Source organism: Limnochorda pilosa, from assembly GCF_001544015.1.
Taxonomy (GTDB): Bacteria; Bacillota; Limnochordia; order Limnochordales; family Limnochordaceae; genus Limnochorda; species Limnochorda pilosa.
Genome location: NZ_AP014924.1, coordinates 165,343 through 186,048 on the forward strand (window position 1 = coordinate 165,343; position 20,706 = coordinate 186,048).

The following is a 20,706-nucleotide window of genomic DNA, read 5'->3' on the forward strand; positions in this document are numbered from 1 at the left end:
GAGAGGTCCTGGGAATGTGTGGAACGGCTCAGTCCAGGGGCGACCAAAGGGGGAGCAGCCCCTCCTCGCACGCGAGGGCGCTCACGGTCTGGTCCGAAGGGCCCGGGGGGCAGCGGGGAACCAACTGCCCTGCGAAGAGGAGGGCAACCCGGGGAACCCGGGGGCCGAGCTCCGGGAGGAGGCGGTCGTAGTAGCCGGCCCCGTACCCCACCCGGTTGCCGAAGCGGTCGAAGGCGAGGCCGGGCACGAGCACCAGATCGACCAGCGCGGCGACCTCCGGGGCCGGCTGGGCGACCCGGGGTTCGGGGATGGCCTGGAAGGGGCCGGGCACCAGGTCCGTCTCGGGGTCCCGGACCTCGCCGATCTGGAGGCGCCGGCTCGCGCGGTCCACCCGCGGGGCGAAGACCCGCTTGCCCGCGGACAGCGCCCCCCGCATCAGGGTCAGGGTCTCCACCTCGTGGCCCACCGAGAGGTAAAGCAGCACGCCCCCGGCGTCGTGGTAGGCCTCGGTAGCCACCACCGCCGCGCGCACCGCCTGGCTGCGGCGCCGCACCTCGTCGCCCGCGAGCCCGTCGCGCCACGCCTGAAACCGGTGCCGGAGCTCGGCCTTGGGCGGGGGCGCCAGGAACTCCTCCACCACCCGGGCCAGCACCTGGGCCTGGTTGTGGCGGGTGTCGCGGGCGCCGTAAACGAGGGTCACGTCGCCTGTAGCCGCCATGCGTGCCAGGCGGAGCAGCGAGAGGCCGTCCCCCAGCAGGAGCTCCTCGCGGTAACGGGCCTCGAACTCAGGAAACCGGGCCGGATCGTGACCGAACCAGCGCCGCAGGTCCGCTGAGGGCGCCAAGTCTTGGAGCCAGAGGGCGTCGACCCGCTCCCGGCTCAAGCCCCGGGGCCACACCCGGTCCACCAGGACCCGCTGGCCGTCCGCCGGCGACGGGGGATCGTAGACACGCTTCAACGGCAGTCCCAGAAGCCGTCATCCCTTTCCGAAGCCGCCTCTACCGTATTCTGGCACCGAGACCCGGGCGGGGCAAGGGGAGGGGAGATGCAGGGCCGAGGCAGGCTACGCCCAGAACCCACGGACGTGGAGGGAGACCCATGCGCGTGCAGCCGGTGGAGGATGTGCACAAGCTGGCCGGCGAGCTGGAGCGGCGGTTGAAGGACACCCTGTGCGTCGTCAACCTGCGCCAGGGACAGGACGAGCTGGCCCAGGCCCGCCTGGAGGTGGAACAGGTCTACGTGGACGACCGGGTCCCCACCACCCGGACCCTGCGGGTGGTGGGTCGCACGCCCGGCGGGCGCGACCACGGCGCGGTCGCCATACCCCTGGCCGGGCCCATGAGCGGCCAGTGGACCGAGGCCAGCGGCCGGGTCGACCTGATCCAGGGCGGGTACATCCTCTCGATCATCCCCGCCCCGGGCGCCCGCGAGGGGCACGCGGACCGAAAGAGTCTCGCCCGGGTCTAGAGGAGGCCGGCCTCTCCCGCTGCCTGGCGAAGCACCTCCGCCGAGCGCTGGAAGCCGGCTTGCTCGGCGGGGTCCAGGGGGAGCACGATCACCCGCTCCACGCCGGACCGGTCCACCACCGCCGGCACCCCGATGCAGAGACCCTCGGCGCCCCGATAGCCCTCGGCCTGGACCGACAGGGCCAGGACCGACGCCTCGTTGTGGACCACCGCCTCCACGACGCGGGCCAAGGCCGCGGCGATCGCGTAGTACGTCGCGCCTTTGCGGCGGATGATCTCGTAGGCGGCCCGGCGCACCTCCTCCACCAGCGCCTCGCGGAAGGCCGGGTCCGCCAGGCGGCGGGCCTCGGGGGGCCCCGTCCGGGCCGCCTCGGCCACGGGGATCCCCGCCACGGTGGCGCGGCTCCAGACCGCCAGCTCCGAGTCGCCGTGCTCGCCGATGATGTACGCGTGGATGCTGCGGGGGTCCACCTGCAGCACCTCCCCCAGGCGGACCCGGAAGCGGGCCGTGTCGAGCAAGGTGCCCGACCCGAAGACCCGGCGGGCGTCGAAGCCCGAGAACCGCCGGGCCGCGAGGGTGAGGACGTCCACCGGGTTGGTCGCCACCAGCAGGATCGCCTCCGGCGCCGCCCGGGCCGCTGCGGGCACCACCTGGTGGAAGATCTCCACATTCCGGCGCAGCAGGTCCAGGCGCGACTCGCCCGGCCGCTGGGCGGCCCCGGCCGCGAGCACCACCAGGTCGCTTCCCTCCAGGTCGTCGTAGGAGCCCGACCGGACCCGGACCGGGCGGGCGAAGGCCTGGGCGTGGCGGATGTCCATGGCATCCCCCTCCGCCTTCTCCGCATTCACGTCCACCAGCACGATCTCACGGGCCAGGCGGCGGAGCACCGCCGTGTAGGCGAAGGTGGAACCCACCAGCCCCGAGCCGACCACACCGATCTTGACCGAATCCCATCGCTCGCGCACGGGCAACCCCCCCAGGAGCCGTTCTCAGGAAAGGGTTCCCGGAAAATGGGTCGATCCCTACACAGCGGGCGAAGCTTCGGCAAGGACCGCGCCGTCCGGGCTCAGGTCGGGCAGCCCGTCGGCAGGGGCTTCCCCAGGTTCGGGGCGGGGGGAGGGTGAGGGCTCCTCTTCCTCCCACAGGAGGTGGAACGTGGAGAGGGAGAGGTCCAGGTCGATGCGGTACCGGATCGAGGCCTCGGGGTAGTTGGGCGAGACGTAGCGGTCGCCGTCGCGCACCAGGCCCTCCCCCGAGAGCCCAGGCTGGAGGCCTGCCCCCTGTACCCGCAGGCTGAGGCCCGCCCCGGCCGGAACCCCTAGCTCGAGGCGGCTCGAGCGCAGGCGGAACCGGAGCCGCACGGGCGCAGCGGGCGGCTCCGGATACGCGCCGGTGGCGGGCAGGCTCACCCGCAGCCGGCTCGACGTGCCGCTCAGGCGGAGCTCCCGCACCGGCAGGCGACGGGCGTCGAGCTCCAGGAGGGCGGAGACCAGGTCCAGGTCCAGGTCCCACGGAAGGGCGGGATGAAGCCCCACCTGCCAGCTCGCGGTCGCGGCGCCGGGCCACAGGAGGCCCGCCAGGGGCGAGGGAAGCGGCTGAACCAGCTCCACCTCCAGGTCCTCGCCCTGGGCGTAGCTCGCCACGTGCACGGGCCGGGCGAGCCCTCGCAGGGCGCCGTGCACCAGGTCGCCCGAGCCGGCCGCCAGCTCCACCCGTCCCCCCCCGCCCCGGAGGTAGAGGCGGGCCGCGACGGGCGGGCCCTGGTCGGGCAGGGCGACCCGGAGAGGCTGGGAGAGGTTTCCCGCAACGGGAACGGGGCCGCGCTGGAGGGAGAGGGCGAGGGCCAGACCCGCGAGCAGCGCCGCCAGGGAGAGCAGGCGCGCGAGCCGCGGCTGGCGGTGGAAGATGAGCGAGATGCCCCACACCACCAGCAGCGCCGGCCACAGCCGCACGAGGGCCTGAAGGACGAGCTCGGCCGCGGCCGGGTCCACCAGCCCCAGGTTGGTGAAGAGGATGAGGCCGCCCGCCAACACCAGGAGCAGCCCCAGGAGGAAGCGGAGCACGCCAACCGCCCCCTTCCCGGCCGTGGCGGCCCACTCGCCCGGCCACATGCACCCGCAGGGCACCCAAACGGTTCCTCTCCTTCCCTGGTTCTTCCTGCTCGCGGAACGATCTGGGCCACGCGCCGTGCAGGCCGCTTGGGTGGGGCCGGCCGGAGGGTGGGCCCGCGAAAAGGGGCCATCCGTCCTGGGACGGGCGACTCTCCCCTCTCCGTGTCCCACCGGATACGATCGGAGGGGAGGAGGTGGCGACGTGGCGCGCCCGCAGCGGATCATGCTCACCGTGGTCTTCCTGGGCATCCTAGGCTGGATCGGGCTCACGGTGGCTACGGGCGTGGGCGTGCGCGATGCGCTCCCCGAGCGCGGGTACCGGGTACCGGAGTTCACCCTGGTGGACCTGGACGGCCGGCCCTTGACGCCCGACGGGCTCCTGGGGCGACCCTGGCTGCTCCACTTCTGGGCCACCTGGTGCTCCTCGTGCCAGAAAGAGATGCCCGACCTCGCGGCCTTTGCCCGGGAGCACCCGGAGGTGACGGTGCTCTCGGTCTCGGTGGGGGAGAAGGAGCAGACCGTGGTGGACTACGTCGCGGAGCACCCGGTGGCCAGCCCCGTCGCCCTGGACCCGAACCAGGACCTCTACGGCCGCTTTGCCGCCCGGGGCCTGCCCACCACCCTCTGGATCGACAGCCGGGGTGTGATCCGCCAGGTGGTGACGGGGCCCATGACCCGCTCCCAGATGGACGCTCTGCTCGCGACCGTCCGCTGACCTCCCTGTTCTGCGAGACCTCTGCCGCTTCCATCCGCCCCTGCCGGCGGCTGCGCCCGGCCCCGCGCGCTGGCCCCGTGCCGGCCTGATCCCCCGGGCCCTCTGGGCCGTAGAAGGATATGGCAGCCCTGGCGTGAAAGAATGGAAAGTGTTCGACGCGTGCACGGGCGGCGGGCCCGGCGGCCTGCCGCCCATGGGCTGAAGCCTTCAGCAGGGGGAATCCCTTCGGTGGCATCTGAGCGATTCGCGATCTCCATTCCGACCGATTCAGGCCAGGCGGAGGCCTTTCGGACCTGGTTCAGCCAGGGCCTGGCCCGCCTCCTTGCCCGCGACGGCTACCAGGAGGCGGCGGCGGCGGAACCCAACCTGCAGCTGGTCCTTCACTTCGTGGATCCGAAGCGGCCCCGGCCCTACCGTCGCCAGGCCCAGGCCACCTTCGTGGCGGTCATCGCCGAGAGCGAGGCGCCGGTGCGTGATGCCCTCCGCGAGGCGTACCGGGTTCTGATCGGAAGCCTGGGCAATCTGATGCTCTACGTGGGGCCGGTCGGCAACGGCAGTCCTGGGCCCATGGGCCCAGGGCGTCCTCTGGAGGTTCACTTCATCACCCTGGAGCAGGGCCACTATGTGGAGCCCTACGAGCCCGGTCGCGAGGAGGAGTTCTTCCAGCGGGTCTACTACCGCCTCAAGCCCTTGGCGTGCTCCACCCTGGTGATCAACAACGAGTTCGTCGCCGACCTGGAGGAAGAGCTCTGGAACGGCGACGAGCTTACCGAAGAGATCGGCCGGGCGGGCAAGCGGCTGGACGAGATGGGTCTCCTTCCGGCGCCCTTCCCCTTGGACGAGGTCCTGGACGAGCGTGACCGCCGCCACCTGAACAAGCTCTTCGGGCTGGGTGGCCTGAGCTACAGCAACTTCAGCGCGCGCAAGGACGCCACCCGGTTCTGGATGAGCGCAAGCGGCGTGGACAAGTCCCGCATGCGCGAGATCGGGCGCGACATCCTGATGGTGAAAGGGTACGATCCCGGCCGGAACGTCATGGAGCTGAGCGTGCCGCCCGGGGTGGCGCCCCGGCGGGTCTCGGTGGATGCCATCGAGCACTGGATGATCTACCGGGAGCACCCGCAGGTGGGGGCGATCCTGCACGCGCACGCGTGGATCGAGGGCGCCGAGGCGACGCCCTTCAACTACCCCTGCGGCACCCTGGAGATGGCCCAGGCGGTGGCCGAGAAGGTCCGCCAGGCCCCCGACCCCGGCAAGACCGTGGTGGGGCTGAAAAACCACGGCCTGACCATCACCGGCCAGAGCCTGGACGAGATCCTGGAGCGGGTGGGGGACCGGCTGGTGAGCCAGGTCCCCATGTCCTGAGGTGGCAGAGGTCCGGGGGGTGGGGTACCGTCTTTCCATCCCCCGCTTTCTCGCGGCCCGGGCGTTCGGCCGGCACGCGCCTTCCCTCTACTACGGGCCCCTATCCAGCCTGGGTGTGGTGACGAGCCCCCGGAAGCCGCTGCCCGATGCCGCCTGGGCGCGGGTGGTGCCGATCCTGGCCGGCATCTGCGGCAGCGACCTGGGCACCCTGGCGGGGAAGAACAGCCCCGCGCTTTCGCCCTACGTCTCCTTTCCGGCGGTGCTCGGCCACGAGGTGGTGGGCCGGGTGGCGGAGGCCGGACCCGACGCCGGCGTGGACGAGGACGAGCGGGTGGTGGTCAACCCATTCCTGCCGTGCCAGGTGCGGGGGCTGGATCCCTGCCCTGCCTGCCGCCGGGGCGAGACGTGCATGTGCGAGAACTTCGACCGTGGCGCCTTCTCCCCCGGCATGCTCCTGGGCTTCTGCCGCGACCTGCCCGGCGGCTGGGGGGAGGAGCTGCTGGCCCACGGGAGCCAGCTCTTCCACGCGCCCGAGGACCTGTCGGACGAGCGGCTGGTCCTGGTGGAGCCCCTCAGCATCGCGCTCCACGCGGCCCTGAGGGAGGCGCCCGCTCCGGGGGAGCGGGTGCTGGTGCTGGGGGCCGGCCCGATCGGGCTTGCGACCGTAGCCTCCTTGCGTCTGCTGGAGTTGCCCGTCCACGTCACCGTCTTGGCCAAGTACCCTGTCCAGGAGGATCTCGCCCGCCGGCTGGGGGCCGACGCGGTCTACCGGACCGCCCGGCGCGGCGAGGATCCGGCCTTCCAGGCGGCCCGGGAGGTGGCGGGCGCCCGGGTGTTGCGGCCTTTGCTGGGCCGGCGGGTGGTGAGCGGCGGCTTTGACCTCACCTTCGATTGCGTAGGATCGCCGTCGAGCCTGGACGACGCGCTGCGGGTCACCCGGGAGGGCGGCCGGGTGGTGCTGGTGGGTGCCGCCGGCGAGGTTCCTCGGCTCGACTGGACCTTCGTCTGGGCCCGGGGCCTGAGGCTGGTGGGGAGCGTCGGCTATGAGGTGGAGCGTTTCCGGGATCGTCGCCTCCACACCTTCGAGCTGGCCATGGAGCTCCTGCGGAGCCACCCGGAGCTGCCCGTGGAGGCCATGGTCACCCACCGCTTCCCCCTGGGCCGGTTCCGGGAGGCGCTGGAGCTCAGCCTTGGCCCACGGCGCCGCGAGGCGGTGAAGGTGGTCTTCACGGGACCAGCGGCGGGGGGGTCCCAGGGTGCCGGCCGCTAAGGGGCCGGGCGAGCCCACGGACCAGCCCGAGGCCCGGCTGGTCTGGCCGGGCAAGGCGACGCCCCGGGAGGTGCTGGCCGAGGCGGAGGCGACCCAGGTCCGGTTCCGCGTGGCCGAGCGGTTCGACGCTGGAGACGGGGAGCCCAACCTGCTCTTCTGGGGCGACAACGTGCACGTGGCCGCCGCCCTCCTGGAGCGATGGCGAGGCCGCATCGACCTGGTCTACATCGACCCGCCCTTCGGCCTCCAGCGCACCCTGCGCATGGGATGGGGCTCCCACCCTTCCGACCCGCTCGCCTACGACGACCGCTGGCCCGAGGGATGGGCCGGCTACCTTCAGATGCTCTATCCCCGGCTGGTCTTGATCCGGGAGCTGCTGAGCGAGCGCGGCAGCCTCTACGTGCACATGGGACCCCAGCTGGCGCCTTACGTCCGGGTGGTGCTCGACGAGCTCTTCGGCCCCGGCGGCTTCCGGAACGAGATCGTCTGGCGCCGGGACGCGGCGGGCAAGGGCGGCAAGCGCCGGTCGCTCCAGTGGCCGCGCAACACCGAATCCATCCTTTTCTACACCCGCCGTCCCCGAGGGTATCACTTCGAGCAACCGAGCCGGCCCCTGAGCCCCCGGCAGGCCGCCGCCTACCGGCTGCGGGAGCCGGACGGCCGGCGGTTCCGGGCGGTGCAGCTGGGGAACTACACTGAAACCTCCATCCGGCGCCTGGAGGCCGAGGGGCGGATCTACGTCTCGCCTTCGGGAAGACGGTACAAGAAGTACTACCTGGACGAGGCGACGGCCACGGTTGACGGGCTCTGGACGGACCTGCCCGGCTTCGGCACCCGGACGGCGGCCCGCGAGCACCTGGGCTACCCGGGGCAGAAGCCCGAGGCCCTGCTGGAACGGATTCTCCTTGCGTCCTCCCGCCCGGGCGACTGGGTGGCGGACCTCTTCTGCGGCGCAGGCACCACCCTGGCCGTGGCCGAGCGCCTGGGCCGCCGGTGGATCGGCTGCGACCTGGCGCCCCTGGCCGTGCAGACCTGCCGGCGCCGCCTGGCTCCGGCAGCCCGTCGCCCCTTCGAGATCCACTGGGAGGAGGCTCCCGTGCGCTGCACGGTCCACGAGGGCCTGCCGCCGGTAGGGGTGGAGGCGGCCTGGGACGGGCCCGCCGTGCGGGTACGGCTGGTGCCGCCGGGAGACGTTTCGGGCGGTGGGACCGGCGCCGGTGCCGGAGAGCAGGGGTGGGCACCCGAGATCGATGGCTGGTCCCTGGACGTGGGTGCCGGGTCGGCCTTCCGCCACCGGTGGGTGAGCTTCCGCCCATACCGGCCCTCCGATCCGCCCTTGGCACTGGAGATCCGCAGCGCCGCGTCCGGAGCGGGCGAGCGGCTGGTCGTGCAGGTCGCGGATCGGGACGGGCGGGTCTTCCGTTTCCATGGAGCGCCCCCCGGCCGGGACGGAGGGCGGGCCGGGAGCTGGGAGCCGCTCCACCCGGTTGCGGCCGGGTAACGGTTTGGTTACACGCGAAGGGGATCGCGGCCGTGAGGCGAACCTGTCAGCGGTCCCGTGTCGGGTGCCATCGCGCCGGAGGCTCTCGCCTGGGGCCCGCCAGGCGGCCGTTCGCTCCTGGCCGCGGAGGAGGTTTCGCCTGTGCTGGAGTTGCGTGGTGTGGCCAAGCGGTTCGGACCCGTCCGGGCCGTGGAAGACGTCGACCTGACCGTGGAGGAGGGGTCCATCTTCGGCCTGATTGGCCCCAACGGTGCAGGCAAGACGACCAGCATGCGCATGATCCTCAACATCCTGGAGCCCGATGCGGGCCAGATCTCCTGGCAGGGGCGCCCGGTGCGGGCGGTGGCCGCCAGGGAATTCGGGTACCTGCCCGAGGAGCGGGGCCTCTACCCCCGCATGAGCGTCCGCGACGAGCTCCGCTTCTTCGCCGCGTTGCGGGGCGTGAGCGGCCCCCAGCTCGAGCACGAGATGGACGGGTGGCTCGACCGGTTCATGGGAGATCAGGCCGGCAAGAAGGTGGAGGACCTCTCCAAGGGCAACAGCCAGAAGGTCCAGTTTCTGGCGGCCATCCTACACCGCCCCCGGCTGCTGATCCTGGACGAGCCCTTCGGCGGGTTGGACCCGGTGAACGTCCAGGCGCTGAAGGAGGCGGTGCGCGAGCTCAACGCCCAGGGAACCACCATCCTCTTCTCCAGCCACCGGATGGACCACGTGGAGGAGCTCTGCACCCACCTGGCCCTCATCGACCGGGGCCGGGTGAGGCTGAACGGGTCGCTGGAGGAGGTGCGGGGCTCTTCGGGAAGGCGCTACCTGCGCCTGACCATGCAGGATCCCGGGGACCTGGACGCGCTCCTGCAACGGCTGCCGCAGCTTCAGGGCGCAAGCCTGGCCGGCGGAGGCCTGGAGGCGGAGGTGGACGCCCGGCTGGATCCCCAGGTCGTGCTGCAGGAAGCCCTGGCGGTAGGGCCGGTGCGGCGCTTCGAGGTGGCACCTCCCAGCCTGGAGCAAGTCTATCTCGAGCAGGTGGGAAAGGAGGCCGTCGCCCCGTGAAGCCCTGGCAGGTCATCGCCCGGCGCGAGTTTCGCCAGCTGGCCGGTGGACGGACCTTCATCATCATCACCGTGGTCGGAGCCCTCATCATCGGGGGGCTGGCCTTCGCACCGGCACTCCTGGAGTTCTTCTCCACCCGAGAAACGCAGCCCGAACGGGTGCTGGTGGCGGCGCCCCAGGCGCTCTTCCAGGAGCTGGAGCGGTCGGCCCGGAACCTCCAGGGTGCCCGGCCCGTGCGCCTGGAGTGGCTCGGCCCCTCCCTGGACGAGGCCGGCCGGGCGGCGGCCGACGAGCGGCTGCGATCGGACGAGGCGGGCGGTTGGCTGGAGATCGCCCCCCAGCCGGGGCCGGAGCCGCTGCGGGTCCGGTTCACCCAGATCGGGGCGGCGAGCCGGCTCTTCGCGACCGTCCAGCAGATGGTCACCCCCCTGGTGACTGCTGCCCGGGCCGGGCGGCTGGGGGTCGATCCCCAGAGGTTGGCCGACCTCCAGCGGCCCGTTCAGGTGGAAGGACGTGTCCTCGACGTGGGCGGCCGGGACCCGCTCCAGACCGCCCTGGCCCAGGGGCTGAGCTACGTTCTCCTCTTCGGCCTCTACATGGCCATCATCCTCTACGGGAGCTCGATCAGCACGGGCGTCATCCAGGAGAAGGGCAGTCGGGTGGTGGAGCTCCTGGCCGGCGCGACCTCGCCCACCCAGATCCTGGTGGGCAAGGTGCTTGGCATCGGCGGGGCCGGGCTCCTGCAGTTCGTGGTCTGGATGCTGGTGGGGCTCCTCTTCTCCCTTCCCCAGGCAGCCTCGGGGCTCGCGGCGCGGCTTGGCTTCGGGGCCGTGGAAGTCTCGGTGCGGGCCATCCCTGTCTCCACCCTGCTTTACTTCACCCTCTTCTTCCTGGTGGGGTACACCCTCTATGCCCTCCTCTACGCGGCTTTCGCCAGCACCGTCTCCCGCATGGAGGAGGCGAACCAGGCGCTGATGATCCCCGTCTTCCTGGTGATCATCGGCTTCTTCGTGGCCATCACCGCCTGGGGTGCCCCTGAGAGCCGGGTGGCCGTCGTTGGTTCGCTCATCCCCTTCTTCACCCCCATGGCCCTCTTCACCCGGATCGTCCTGACGCCGGTGCCGGTCTGGGAGATCCTGACGGGCCTGGGGCTCACCCTAGCGACGATCCTCCTGGTCCTGGCCTTCGCGGCCCGGGCCTACCGCCGCAACATCCTCCGATACCGCCGCGTCACGCTGAAGGAGCTCTTCACGGGCCGCGGGGGCGAGCGCCCGGCGTGAGGTCCCTCCGGGCGTCGCCCCCGCGAACCTGTACGGCCTTCGCCTTGCGGCTGGGGATCCCAGCGGCCTAGAATCCGCTGTCGCCCGGCTCGCCCGTGTCGCCCGTGTCACCCATGTCGCCGGTGGAGCCGCCCGCCAGAAGCAACTGGATCTCCTGAAGGGCCGTCGCCTGCTCCGCCAGAACAGTGGCCGGGTCTGCGTCGCCGCCGGCCACGGCGGCGGTCAGGGCCTCATCCACGGCCACCGCCTTGGCCAGGGCCCGCACCAGCGGGTCCTCACCGTCGGCCGAGACGCCGCCGGCGAACTCGCTGGCGCTCCGGCCGGTGGCCGCCTCCAGGTTCGGGATGATCCCGACGCCGTCGTCGCCCTCGGCCATCACCGAGCTGTCGTAGTTGGCCCCGTTGGGACCCTCCAGCAGGTTGATCACCGCCTGGACGTCGGTGGCGGCCAGAGCGGCGTCTACCAGGGCTGCCGCGGCGCTGGCCGGGCCGGCTGCGGGTTCCTCAGTGGTCGTCTCGTCCTGGGCGTCGACCAACGTGAGCATGGGCGCCAGGAACGCTGCCGCGAGAGCCAGGGTCAAGCCGGCGACCCACCCCCAGCGGGAGACACGCGTCCTACGATCCAGCATCGTCTCACCCTCCGCAACGCGCGGGTTCTCGGACCCGCGGGATTCCGCCCTGAGGGCGGTACGACGTGCCGGCCGGCGTGACGTCGCACTGTCAGTCTCCCATGAATGGCCCCCGGAGACCATGGACGGCCAACCGGGCCCAGGTGTAAGTTCCGTACCGTCTGGTGCGCGAGAAGATCGTGACCGGCCCCGCCGCTTCGGGGGGTCACGGGCGGGCGGTGCGTGCCGCCGGCTCACCGCCCGAGTCCACGGCGGCGTCCGGCTCTGCCGTCTCGTCCGCCCCATCGCCCACGCCAGCGTCGAGCTGGTAGCCGAACCCGCGCACGGTACGGATCACCTCGGGCAGGGACTCGGGGCGCTGCAGCTTGTGACGGAGGAGGTAGACGTACTTGGAGACGTCCTCGGGGGTCGCGTCCGGGCGGCTCCAGGCCTGCCGGGCGATCTCTGCCGCGGAGAGGACCCGGCCGGGGCGCCGGGCCAGAACGCTCAGCACCTGGTACTCCTTGGGCGAGAGGCGGATCTCCCGCCCGTCCAGGAGCACCCGCTTGGCCCGGTCGTCGATCTCCAGCGGGCCCAGGGTCATGTGGCTCTCCATGGGCTCGCCCGCCCGGTAGCGACGTTGGACGGCCTCGATGCGCGCCTCGATCTCGCTCAGGTCGAAGGGCTTGGTGACGTAGTCGTCGGCCCCTTCCTTGAGGCCGCGCACCTTGTCCTCGGTGGCGTCCCGCACGGTGACCATGATGACCGGGACCTGGGAGGTCTCCCGGATCTCGGCCAGCACGTCCCAGCCGGAGCGCTCGGGCATCATCACGTCCAGGAGCACCAGCTGGGGGTCGTGGGCCACGAACTGGGTGAGGGCCTGGGAGCCGTCCCGGGCCGAGGCCACCTGGTGCCCGCGACCCCGCAGGAACTTCTCCAGCAGCAACAGGGACTGGGGATCGTCATCCACGACCAGAATGCGCATGCAGCTCAGCCTCCTCGGGAAGGTCGTCCGAAAGCTGGGGCCCCGACGTGGGCAGCTCCACCACGAACGTGGCCCCCTGCCGGCCGTCGCGCTCGGCGATGCGGTTGCCGGACTCGGCCCAGACGCGGCCGCCGTGGAGCTGGACGAAGCGGCGAACCACGGCCAGACCGAGCCCGATGCCCTCCTGGCCGGGCTCCTCCTGCCCGCCCAGCTGGACGAAGGGATCGAAGACCTTCTCCTCGTTGCCGGGCTCGAGACCCTTGCCGGTGTCGCTCACCTCCACGACGGTGACGCTTGCTCCGGGTTCGAGGCGCACCTGCACCACGCCGTGGCGGGTGAACTTGACCGCGTTGTGGAGCAGGTTGATCATGACCTGACGGAGCTTGGTCCGGTCGGCCATCACCCGCACCCGCCTGGGCGCCAGGAGCCGCAGGCGGACGCTTCGACGCTCGGCCAGGAAGCGGACGTGGTCCCAGGCCCGGCCCACCAGCTCCACCAGCTCCACCGGCTCCAGGTGGAGCGGCTCCCGGTCCTCGCCCGTCCGGTTGAAGAAGAGGATGTTGTCGATCAGCTCCAGCAGGTGGTCGCCTGCCTGGAGGATGGCCTCGGTGTCCTCCCGCTGGCTTCGGGTGAGGCGGCCGTCGCTCTCCCGCAGCAGAAGCTGGGCATAGCCTCGTACCGAGTGGAGGGGGGTCTTCAGTTCGTGCCCCATGGTGGAGAGGAAACGCGACTTGGCCTGGTTCGCCTGCTCGAGCTCCCGGTTCACCTGCTGGAGCTGCCGGTTGGCCTCCTCCAGGCGCTCGTTCACCTGGCGCAGCGCGTGGTCCCGGTGCGCGAGGGAATCGGCCATCTGGTTGAACTCGTGGGCCAGGGCCTCCAGCTCGTCGCCGCTGGTCACCTCGACCCTCGCCCCCAGGTCGCCCTCGCCCACGCGCTTGACGAAGCCCATCATCCGCCCCACCGGGCCCAGGATGGCCTGGAAGAGGGTGAAGGCCACGGCCAGCCCCGCCGCCACGAAGGCCAGGGCCAGGAGACCGATGCGGAGCTGGGTGTGCCGGATCTCTCCGTTGATCTGGGAGAGGGAAAGGCCCAGGCGGACGTACGAAGGCGCCGGCGCGGCCTCCTGCCCGTCGGCCGGGGCCGCGGGGGCCGCAGCGGGGGAAGAGGGGATCACCTGCAGCATGTCCAGGTACGGGGAGCCATCCGAGCCGCGGGAGGTGACCACCACCCGAGGCGAGGTTACCCCCGGACCGCCGGCCAGCACCGCCGCGAAGGCCCCAGGCAGCGACGGCACCTTGCCGTCCGAGGCGGCGCTGCTCTGCGAGAGGACCTGTCCGTCCTGGACGACCTGGGCATAGATCACCTCGCCCACCACGGCCCGGTAGGTGAGGAGGGTGAGGTAGAGGTCGCGCCGTAACGGCTCCTCGATCTCCTGGGCGGAGGCGGCTTCCTTGCGGAGGTCACTCAGAAGCAGCTCGCCCCGGCGCAGCAGCTGCTCGTAGAGGGCGTCCGCGATCTGGCGCGACGCCAGCCACCCCAGCGAGGCGGAGAGGGAGACCACGAAGAAGACGAAGGCGGCGACGAACTTGAAGCGCAGGCTGCGAGCGAAGCGCACCGGCCATCACCAAACCATCATGGCCCATCTCGAGAGGTCGAGGCCATAGAAGGTCGGTTCCAATCCCGTACCGCCCGCCCGCCGGTCTCTCAGGATCTGGGCCCGCCTGAGTCCGCCCGCAGCTCGCGCCGCAGCACCTTACCCACCATGGACTTGGGCAGCTCGTCCCGGAACTCCACGATCCGGGGCACCTTGTAGCCCGCCAGGCGCTCCCGGCAGAAAGCGATCAGCTCGTCCTCGGAGAGGTTCTCACCCTCCTTCACCACCACGAAGGCCTTCACCCGCTCCCCCGCGTAGGGGTCGGGCACGCCTGTGACGGCCGCCTCCCTGACCTTTGGATGCTGGTAGAGGACCTCCTCCACCTCCCGGGGGTAGACGTTGAAGCCGCCGGTGAGGATCAGGTCCTTCTTCCGCTCCACGATGGCGATGTAGCCGTCCTCGTCCATGCGGGCCACGTCGCCGGTGTAGAGCCATCCGTCCCGGATGGTGGCCGCCGTCTCCTCGGGCCGGTTCCAGTAGCCCTTCATCACCTGAGGCCCCTTCACCACCAGCTCTCCCGTCTCGCCGGGGGGAAGCTCCCGCTCGCCCGTCTCCAGGTCCACGATGCGGCAGAGGGTCCCGGGGGCGGGGATCCCCACCGTTCCCGGCTTGCTCCGGTGCACGGGGTTCCCCGAGACGAAGGGCGACGCCTCCGAGAGGCCGTATCCCTCCACGATGCGACCGCCCGAGCGCTGCTCGAACCGCCGCATCACCTCCACCGGCAGGGGGGCGGCCCCCGAGTTCATCATCTGGAGGGAGCTCAGGTCGTAGCGGGCGCTCTCGGGGGCGTTCAGGATCGCGATGTACATGGTGGGTACCCCCGGGAAGTGGGTGGGCCGGCCGCGGTGGATAGTGCGCAGGACCTCCTCGAGGCGGAACCGCGGGAGCGCGATGAGGGTGTGCCCGTGGAAGAGGGCGAAGTTGAGGCACGTGGTGAGCCCGTACGAGTGGAAGAAGGGGAGGACGGCCAGCACTCGGTGGTAGCCCCGGAAGAGCTCGGCCCCGGCCACGCCCGCGAGCTGCTCCACGTTGACCACCAGGTTGGCGTGGGTGAGCATGGCGCCCTTCGGGGTGCCGGTGGTGCCGCCCGTGTACTGGAGGCAGGCCACCGTCTCCTGCGGGTCGACGGGTCCCTGGGGGGCCTGCCAGCCCTGACGCCGGGCCTGCCGGATCAGGTGCGAGAGGTTGTGATGGCCGGCCCCTCGCGGGGCGGGCACCCATTGGCGCTGCCGCCGGGCCTGCAAGGGTTGGAGCAGGGCCAGGAGCGGGGGCAGGTACTCCCGAATACGGGTGTACACCACCGTCTCCAGGTGGCGGAGCTCCTGCTCCCGCCGGGCACGCTCCAGCGTGGGGAGCATCTGGTCCAGCACCACCAGCGCCCGGGCCCCTGAATCCTCCAGCAGGAAGGCGAGCTCGCGCGGCGTGTACAGAGGGTTCACCTGCACCACCACCGCGCCCAGCCGCAGGACGCCCAGGTAGGCCACCACGTACTGGGGGCTGTTGGGCAGCATGACGGCCACCCGGTCACCGCGGGCCACGCCCAGGCGGTGGAGCGCGGCCGCGAGGAGGCGGCTCTCCTCCTGGATCCGGGCGAAGGAGAAGCGGGCGCCGAAGAACTCCACCAGCGGGCGGCGGGCCGCCTCGGAGCCCAAGAGCGCGACCTGCCGGTCGAACCGTTCGGGGATCGTCTCCGGCGGCACCTGGAGATCCGCGCCGGTGCCTTCCGGATAGAAGCGGGCCCATGGCCGCTGGCCCGGGGCCGGGGCGTTCAAGACCTTCTCCTCGTGCATCTGCGTCGCCCGGAGGACCCGGGCGCTCCCTCCCCCCGTGGACGGAACCGTGGCAGCGATGGTCGCGGCCCTGGGACGGATCCGCCGGCAACATGCCCCTTGGTACCAAAAGATTCGGCTGGGTTATAATCGATTCCTGTTGTTCCTGCGTTCACAAAGCAGGCAAGGTTTCTGAGACGATCAGATGAAGGAAGCTTTCTTCAAGATACGGAATGGATAGCCGAAGGGTGGGGGCGCGGGTCGTCCCGCCCTCATCGATGCGGGAAGCAGGCATCCCTCGAGCTGCGGCCGGGCATCCTTCCCCACGGGAACGCGCGCCGGGGAGGAAAGCCCTGGCCCCGCGGTGAAGCGGGAGCCTGAACCGGGGTCGGAGGGCTGGACGGTGGCGAACACCAAGCGCGAACGGGCACGCCTCCAGCGGTGGGCCGAGCGGGAGGCGTGGCGGGCTCCCGGGGGCCGGGAAGGCGCACGCGGGATGCACGAACCAGGAGGGCTCGAGTACCTGGCCGGGGAGGACCCGCGAGCCCCTGCGCGGGCGTCCCGGGGCCCGGTGCCCCATGGGCGCGTCTGGGACCACCAGTCCCGATCTCCCTTCGAGGACGAGCTGGCCCGGGCGCTGAGGCGCGCGGGGGTCTCCGGCTTCGAGCAGAACGCGCGCCTGGGGCCCTGGGAGCTGGACTTCGTCTGGCGGCGGGAGAAGCTGGCGGTGGAGGTGGACGGCTTCACCCACCTGTCCAACGAGCGCCGGGAGCTCGATCGTCGCAAGGAGCTGGTCCTGGCGGAACAGGGTTATCGGCTGCTGCGGTTCCAGAATCAGGAGGTTCGGGCCCGCCCGGCGGCGTGCGTGCGGAGGATCCGGGAGGCGTTGCGGGGCTCCTGAAAGGGGACCCGCGCGCCGGCGAGCTCGGCCCTGGAGGGCCGGCGCCCGGCCCTGAGGAGGCGCTGATTCGCAATGGTGGAAAACGACGTGCTCGAGCAGATCGCCAACACGGTCCGGGTGCTAGCGGCGGAGGCGGTGGAGAAGGCGAACTCGGGCCACCCAGGCCTGCCCCTGGGAGCGGCCGAGATCGGAAGCATCCTTTTCGCGGAGACCCTCCGCCACGACCCGGCCGACCCCCGCTGGCCGAACCGGGACCGGTTCGTGCTCTCGGCGGGGCACGGCTCGATGCTCCTCTACGCGCTGCTGCACCTGTCGGGTTACCCCCTGCCCATGGAGGAGATCGAGCGCTTCCGCCAGCTGGGCTCGATGACCCCAGGTCACCCCGAGTACGGGCGCACCGCGGGGGTGGAGACCACCACCGGGCCCCTGGGCCAGGGCCTCGGCAACGCGGTGGGTATGGCCCTGGCCGAGCGGATGCTGGCCGAGCGCTTCAACCGCCCCGGATTTCCGGTGGTTGACCACCTCACCTACTGCCTCGCGGGCGACGGCGACATGATGGAGGGCGTCGCCTCGGAGGCGGCCTCCCTGGCTGGGCACCTGGGCCTGGGGCGCGTGATCGTGCTCTACGACGCGAACCGCATCTCCATCGAGGGAAGCACCGAGCTGGCCTTCAGCGAGGACGTGGCCGCCCGCTTCCGGGCCTACGGCTGGCACGTGCAGGCGGTGGACGGCTACGATCTGGAGGGGCTGCGCGGCGCCCTGGCCGCGGCCCGGGCCGAGGAAGGGCGACCCAGCCTGATCGTGGCGCGCACCCGGATCGCCCGGCGAAGCCTGCTGGAAGGCGACGCGGAGGCCCACGGGGCCCCCCTTGGGTCCGAAGCGGTCGCCCGGCTGAAGGCGGACCTGGGCTGGCCCGAGGAGCCCTTCCACGTGCCCGGAGCGGTGCGGGCCTTCTTCGAGCGGCGCCGGGCGGAGTGGGCTGCGGCGCGCCGGACCTGGCAGGAGCTCTTCGACCGCTGGTCCGCAGCCTTCCCCGACCTCCGGCGGGCGTGGGACGAGGCCACGGGCCTGGTGCTGCCCGCGGACCTGCCGGAAAGGCTGCCCCGCTTCGAGCCGGGGGGCAAGCCCGTGGCCACCCGGAGCGCCGGCGGGAAGGTGCTCCAGGCCCTGGCCGAAGCGCTCCCGTACCTGGCGGGCGGTTCCGCCGACCTGGCCCCCTCCACCAAGACGTACCTGGAGGCATGCGAGGCCGTGGGCCCCGGCGCATACGGCGGGCGGAACCTCCACTTCGGCGTGCGCGAGCACGGCATGGGCGCGGTGCTGAACGGCATGGCGCTGCACGGCGGGTGGCGGGTCTTCGGCTCCACTTTCCTGGTCTTCTCGGACTACATGCGCCCCTCCATCCGGCTGGCGGCCCTCATGGGCCTGCCCGTGGTCTACGTCTTCACCCACGACTCCATCTGGGTGGGCGAGGACGGCCCCACCCACCAGCCCGTGGAGCAGCTGGAGGCGCTCCGCCTCATCCCCAACCTGGCCGTGATCCGGCCGGCCGATGCCCGCGAGACGTCCGAGGCGTGGCTCGAGGCGCTGGGGCGAGGTACGGGGCCCACCGCCCTGATCCTCAGCCGGCAGAACTTGCCGATCCTGCCGGTGCCCGACGCGCCCGCGACCCTGGTGGGACGGGGCGGGTACGTCGTCCGGCGGGAGCCGGAAGGAACGGCGCCCGATCTGGTACTGGTGGCCACGGGATCCGAGGTGGCGCTGGCCCTGGAGGCGGCCGGCCGCCTGGCGGGCGAGGGCCTCGCCTGCCGGGTGGTCTCCATGCCGTGGCGGGAGCGGTTCGTGGAGCAGCCCGAGGCGTACCAGGGGGCGGTGCTCCCCGAAGAGGCTCCCCGGCTCTTCCTGGAGGCCGGGGTGGGCCAGGGCTGGTGGCGCCTGGCCCGGCGGGGCGACGGGTTCGTCACCCAGGACGGGTTCGGTGAGAGCGGGCCGGGCGGCCAGGTGGCCGCGCACTTCGGTTTCTCCGCGGACCGGGTGACAGCAGAGGCCCGAGCCCTGGTGAAGCGGGCCCGCTCCCGGCGGTGAGGTGAACTCCGTGGGGGTGCAAGGCGGGGGCGTTGGACCGGACCAGGTGACCGCAGTCTTGCTGGCGGGCGGGCTCAGCAGCCGCATGGGTACCGAGAAGGCCCTGCTCACCCTGGACGGTGAGAGGCTGGTCGAGCGGGTGGCCCGGGTGCTGGAGCTCTTCCCCCGGCGGCTCCTGGTTCTGGACGTGCCTGGCACCGGTCCGCTCCGTAGCGGCGAGCTCCTTCCGGAGTGGCCGCGGGCCTACGACCGCTTCCCCGGTACTGGACCCTTGGGCGCCCTGGCCACCGCCCTGGCCGTCGTCGAAACCCCCTGGATCGTCGTGGCCGCCTGCGACATGCCGTTCCTTACCCCGGCGTACTACCGGGGCCTGGTGGAACGCCTGGGCCCGGGCTGCCGCGCGCTGGTGCCCCGCTGGCACGGGGGGGCCGAACCGCTGGCCGGGGCGTACCACCGAGAGGCCCTGCCCGAGCTGGAGCAGGCCCTGGCCCGGGGCGAGCGACGGGTGCTGGATGCGGTGACCCGCCTGCCCCAATGCGGATGCGAACCTGGCTGGCTGGAGGCCCTGAAGCCCGACCGGCTTTTCCGCAACGTGAACCGCCCCGAGGAGTACCGGGCCCTCCTCGAAGAGGGACCCACCCCCGGGCAGCGGGCCTTCGCCGGGGCGGCGGCCGTTTCCCTCGAGGAGGCTCAGCACCGGCTCCTGGCGGAGCTGGCGCCGCTGGCGGGCGAGGTGGTGCCCCTGGGCGAGGCCCTGAGACGCCACGCGGCCCGGGACGTGCGGGCGCCCCGTCCCGTTCCCGCGGAGCCCCGGGCGGCTCTGGACGGGTATGCCGTGCGGTGTGAAGACCTCGGAACGCTCGATACGGATGCGATCGTCTGGCTGCCCCTGGCGGGCCAGCAGGCCGCCGGGCTGGGAGCGCCCGCGCCCTTGCCGCCGGGGGCCGTTCACCGGGTGGCCACCGGCGCCGTTCTCCCCCAGGGCGCCGACGCGGTGGTGCGCTGGGAAGAGGTCGAGGTGCGCAGGACGGCGCACGGCATGGTGGAGGTGGGTTTCCGCCGCGCGCTGGAGGCCGGGGAGGGGGTCGTGCCGGCGGGTGAGGAGGCTGCACAGGGCCAGCTCCTCCTCCGGGTGGGGTCCCGGGTGGACGCGGCGGCCGCAGGGCGGCTGGCGGTGGCAGGCCTGCAAGAGGTGGTGGTCCGGCGTCGTCCCCGGGTCTGGCTGATCACTCTGGGCGACGAGCTGCTGGCGCCGGGGGCGCCCTACCAGACCGGGGGCACCTACGACTCCAACGGGGTGATGCTGGCCGGCTGGCTGCGCTGCCTGCCTGTGGAGCTCACGGTGCGCGGGCCTCTGCCCGATGACCTCGCGGCGCTCACCGCGGGCCTTTCGGAGGCGACGGAGGCAGGGGCGGACCTGGTGATCACCAGCGGCGGGATCTCCGCGGGGCCCTACGACCTGGTGGCGCCGGCCCTGGAAGCCCTCGCAGGCCGGATCCTCTTCCGGCAGGTCCGGGTCCACCCGGGGAAGGCGTGCGCGGCGGCGATCGTCCGTGGGGTACCGGTGGTGGCCGTTCCGGGCAGCCCCTCGGCGGCAGCCGTGGACTACTGGGTGCTGGTGCGCCCGGCCCTCGTCCGGCTCCTGGGCGGCCGGTGGGAGCCCCTGCGGCTGCGGCTGCCCCTGGCGGGCGGCTACCCGAGGCCGAGCCGGCAGCGCCGTCTCCTCTGGGCCCGCCTGCTGGCAGGGCCCGACGGGGCCCCGTGGGTCCAGGCGGGAGCGGTGCAGCGGTCCAGCGCGGTGGCGAGCCTGGCGGGCGCCTCCTGCCTGGTGGAGGTTCCGGCCGGCTCCGGCCCCGTTCCCGAAGGCGAGCGCGTGACCACGTGGCTCCTGGAGCTGGAGGCCTCGGAGACCAGCGACGAAGCCGCGACGAGCGGGAGGCGATGAG

Annotated in this window: 17 protein-coding genes; 10 read left to right on the forward strand and 7 right to left on the reverse strand. The window is 72.3% G+C overall.

Annotated features, from left to right (window positions below):
- Positions 1–28 precede the first annotated feature (28 nt).
- The gene (locus LIP_RS19225; protein ID WP_082725670.1) at positions 29–958 is read right to left on the reverse strand and encodes a 5-formyltetrahydrofolate cyclo-ligase; all 930 of its coding nucleotides are present in this window, start codon (positions 956–958) and stop codon (positions 29–31) included.
- 140 nt (positions 959–1,098) lie between these two features.
- On the opposite strand from LIP_RS19225, the gene LIP_RS00755 reads away from it, so the two are divergent.
- Positions 1,099–1,467, forward strand: coding sequence for a hypothetical protein (locus LIP_RS00755; RefSeq protein WP_068133009.1), 369 nt, complete (start codon positions 1,099–1,101; stop codon positions 1,465–1,467).
- On the opposite strand, the gene LIP_RS00760 is transcribed toward LIP_RS00755, so the two are convergent.
- Both LIP_RS00760 and LIP_RS00765 read right to left on the reverse strand, forming a co-directional pair.
- The gene (locus LIP_RS00760; protein WP_068133012.1) at positions 1,464–2,432 is read right to left on the reverse strand and encodes an L-lactate dehydrogenase; all 969 of its coding nucleotides are present in this window, start codon (positions 2,430–2,432) and stop codon (positions 1,464–1,466) included. The genes LIP_RS00755 and LIP_RS00760 overlap by 4 nt on opposite strands.
- Before the next feature lie 57 nt (positions 2,433–2,489).
- On the reverse strand, positions 2,490–3,530 hold the full coding sequence (locus tag LIP_RS00765) for a hypothetical protein (protein WP_144440253.1): 1,041 nt from the start codon (positions 3,528–3,530) through the stop codon (positions 2,490–2,492).
- Positions 3,531–3,780: 250 nt separating this feature from the next.
- Here LIP_RS00765 and LIP_RS18745 point away from each other — a divergent pair, with 250 nt between their 5' ends.
- The 6 genes from LIP_RS18745 to LIP_RS00795 all read left to right on the forward strand — a co-directional run bounded on the left by LIP_RS18745 (position 3,781) and on the right by LIP_RS00795 (position 10,759).
- Positions 3,781–4,293 carry a TlpA family protein disulfide reductase gene (locus LIP_RS18745; protein WP_068133019.1) on the forward strand — a complete coding sequence of 171 codons (513 nt, stop codon included), beginning with the start codon at positions 3,781–3,783 and terminating at the stop codon, positions 4,291–4,293.
- Positions 4,294–4,542: 249 nt separating this feature from the next.
- Positions 4,543–5,658, forward strand: a complete 1,116-nt coding sequence (locus LIP_RS00775) for a class II aldolase/adducin family protein (protein ID WP_068141273.1) — start codon at positions 4,543–4,545, stop codon at positions 5,656–5,658.
- Positions 5,659–5,677: 19 nt separating this feature from the next.
- On the forward strand, positions 5,678–6,928 hold the full coding sequence (locus LIP_RS00780) for a zinc-dependent alcohol dehydrogenase (RefSeq protein ID WP_198409624.1): 1,251 nt from the start codon (positions 5,678–5,680) through the stop codon (positions 6,926–6,928).
- A complete protein-coding gene (locus LIP_RS00785) occupies positions 6,915–8,429 on the forward strand; it encodes a site-specific DNA-methyltransferase (RefSeq protein ID WP_068133024.1) in 1,515 nt (504 codons plus the stop codon). The genes LIP_RS00780 and LIP_RS00785 overlap by 14 nt, the downstream gene beginning before the upstream one ends.
- Before the next feature lie 141 nt (positions 8,430–8,570).
- On the forward strand, positions 8,571–9,479 hold the full coding sequence (locus LIP_RS00790) for an ABC transporter ATP-binding protein (protein WP_068133031.1): 909 nt from the start codon (positions 8,571–8,573) through the stop codon (positions 9,477–9,479).
- Positions 9,476–10,759: an ABC transporter permease gene (locus LIP_RS00795; protein WP_068133035.1), complete on the forward strand. Its 1,284-nt coding sequence runs from the start codon at positions 9,476–9,478 to the stop codon at positions 10,757–10,759. The genes LIP_RS00790 and LIP_RS00795 overlap by 4 nt, the downstream gene beginning before the upstream one ends.
- 67 nt (positions 10,760–10,826) lie before the next feature.
- Here LIP_RS00795 and LIP_RS00800 read toward each other — a convergent pair whose 3' ends face one another.
- From LIP_RS00800 to LIP_RS00815, 4 genes are all read right to left on the reverse strand, one after another.
- Positions 10,827–11,387 (reverse strand): hypothetical protein, encoded by a 561-nt coding sequence (locus tag LIP_RS00800; protein ID WP_068133038.1) that lies wholly within the window; start codon positions 11,385–11,387, stop codon positions 10,827–10,829.
- A 205-nt stretch (positions 11,388–11,592) separates the two neighbouring features.
- Complete coding sequence (locus LIP_RS00805; RefSeq protein WP_068133041.1) at positions 11,593–12,351, reverse strand: response regulator transcription factor; 759 nt, start codon at positions 12,349–12,351, stop codon at positions 11,593–11,595.
- Positions 12,329–13,966, reverse strand: coding sequence for a sensor histidine kinase (locus tag LIP_RS00810; protein WP_068133044.1), 1,638 nt, complete (start codon positions 13,964–13,966; stop codon positions 12,329–12,331). Before LIP_RS00810 ends, LIP_RS00805 begins: the two co-directional genes overlap by 23 nt.
- An 89-nt stretch (positions 13,967–14,055) precedes the next feature.
- Positions 14,056–15,777: a long-chain-fatty-acid--CoA ligase gene (locus LIP_RS00815; RefSeq protein WP_198409625.1), complete on the reverse strand. Its 1,722-nt coding sequence runs from the start codon at positions 15,775–15,777 to the stop codon at positions 14,056–14,058.
- Positions 15,778–16,177: 400 nt separating this feature from the next.
- Between LIP_RS00815 and LIP_RS00820 the strand changes: the two genes are divergently transcribed.
- The 3 genes from LIP_RS00820 (at position 16,178) to LIP_RS00830 (ending at position 20,705) form a co-directional block, all read left to right on the forward strand.
- A complete protein-coding gene (locus LIP_RS00820; RefSeq protein WP_144440254.1) occupies positions 16,178–16,675 on the forward strand; it encodes an endonuclease domain-containing protein in 498 nt (165 codons plus the stop codon).
- Positions 16,676–16,747: 72 nt separating this feature from the next.
- Positions 16,748–18,760, forward strand: coding sequence for a transketolase (gene tkt / locus LIP_RS00825; protein ID WP_068133053.1), 2,013 nt, complete (start codon positions 16,748–16,750; stop codon positions 18,758–18,760).
- A 46-nt stretch (positions 18,761–18,806) separates the two neighbouring features.
- A complete protein-coding gene (locus LIP_RS00830; RefSeq protein ID WP_144440255.1) occupies positions 18,807–20,705 on the forward strand; it encodes an NTP transferase domain-containing protein in 1,899 nt (632 codons plus the stop codon).
- Position 20,706 lies beyond the last annotated feature (1 nt).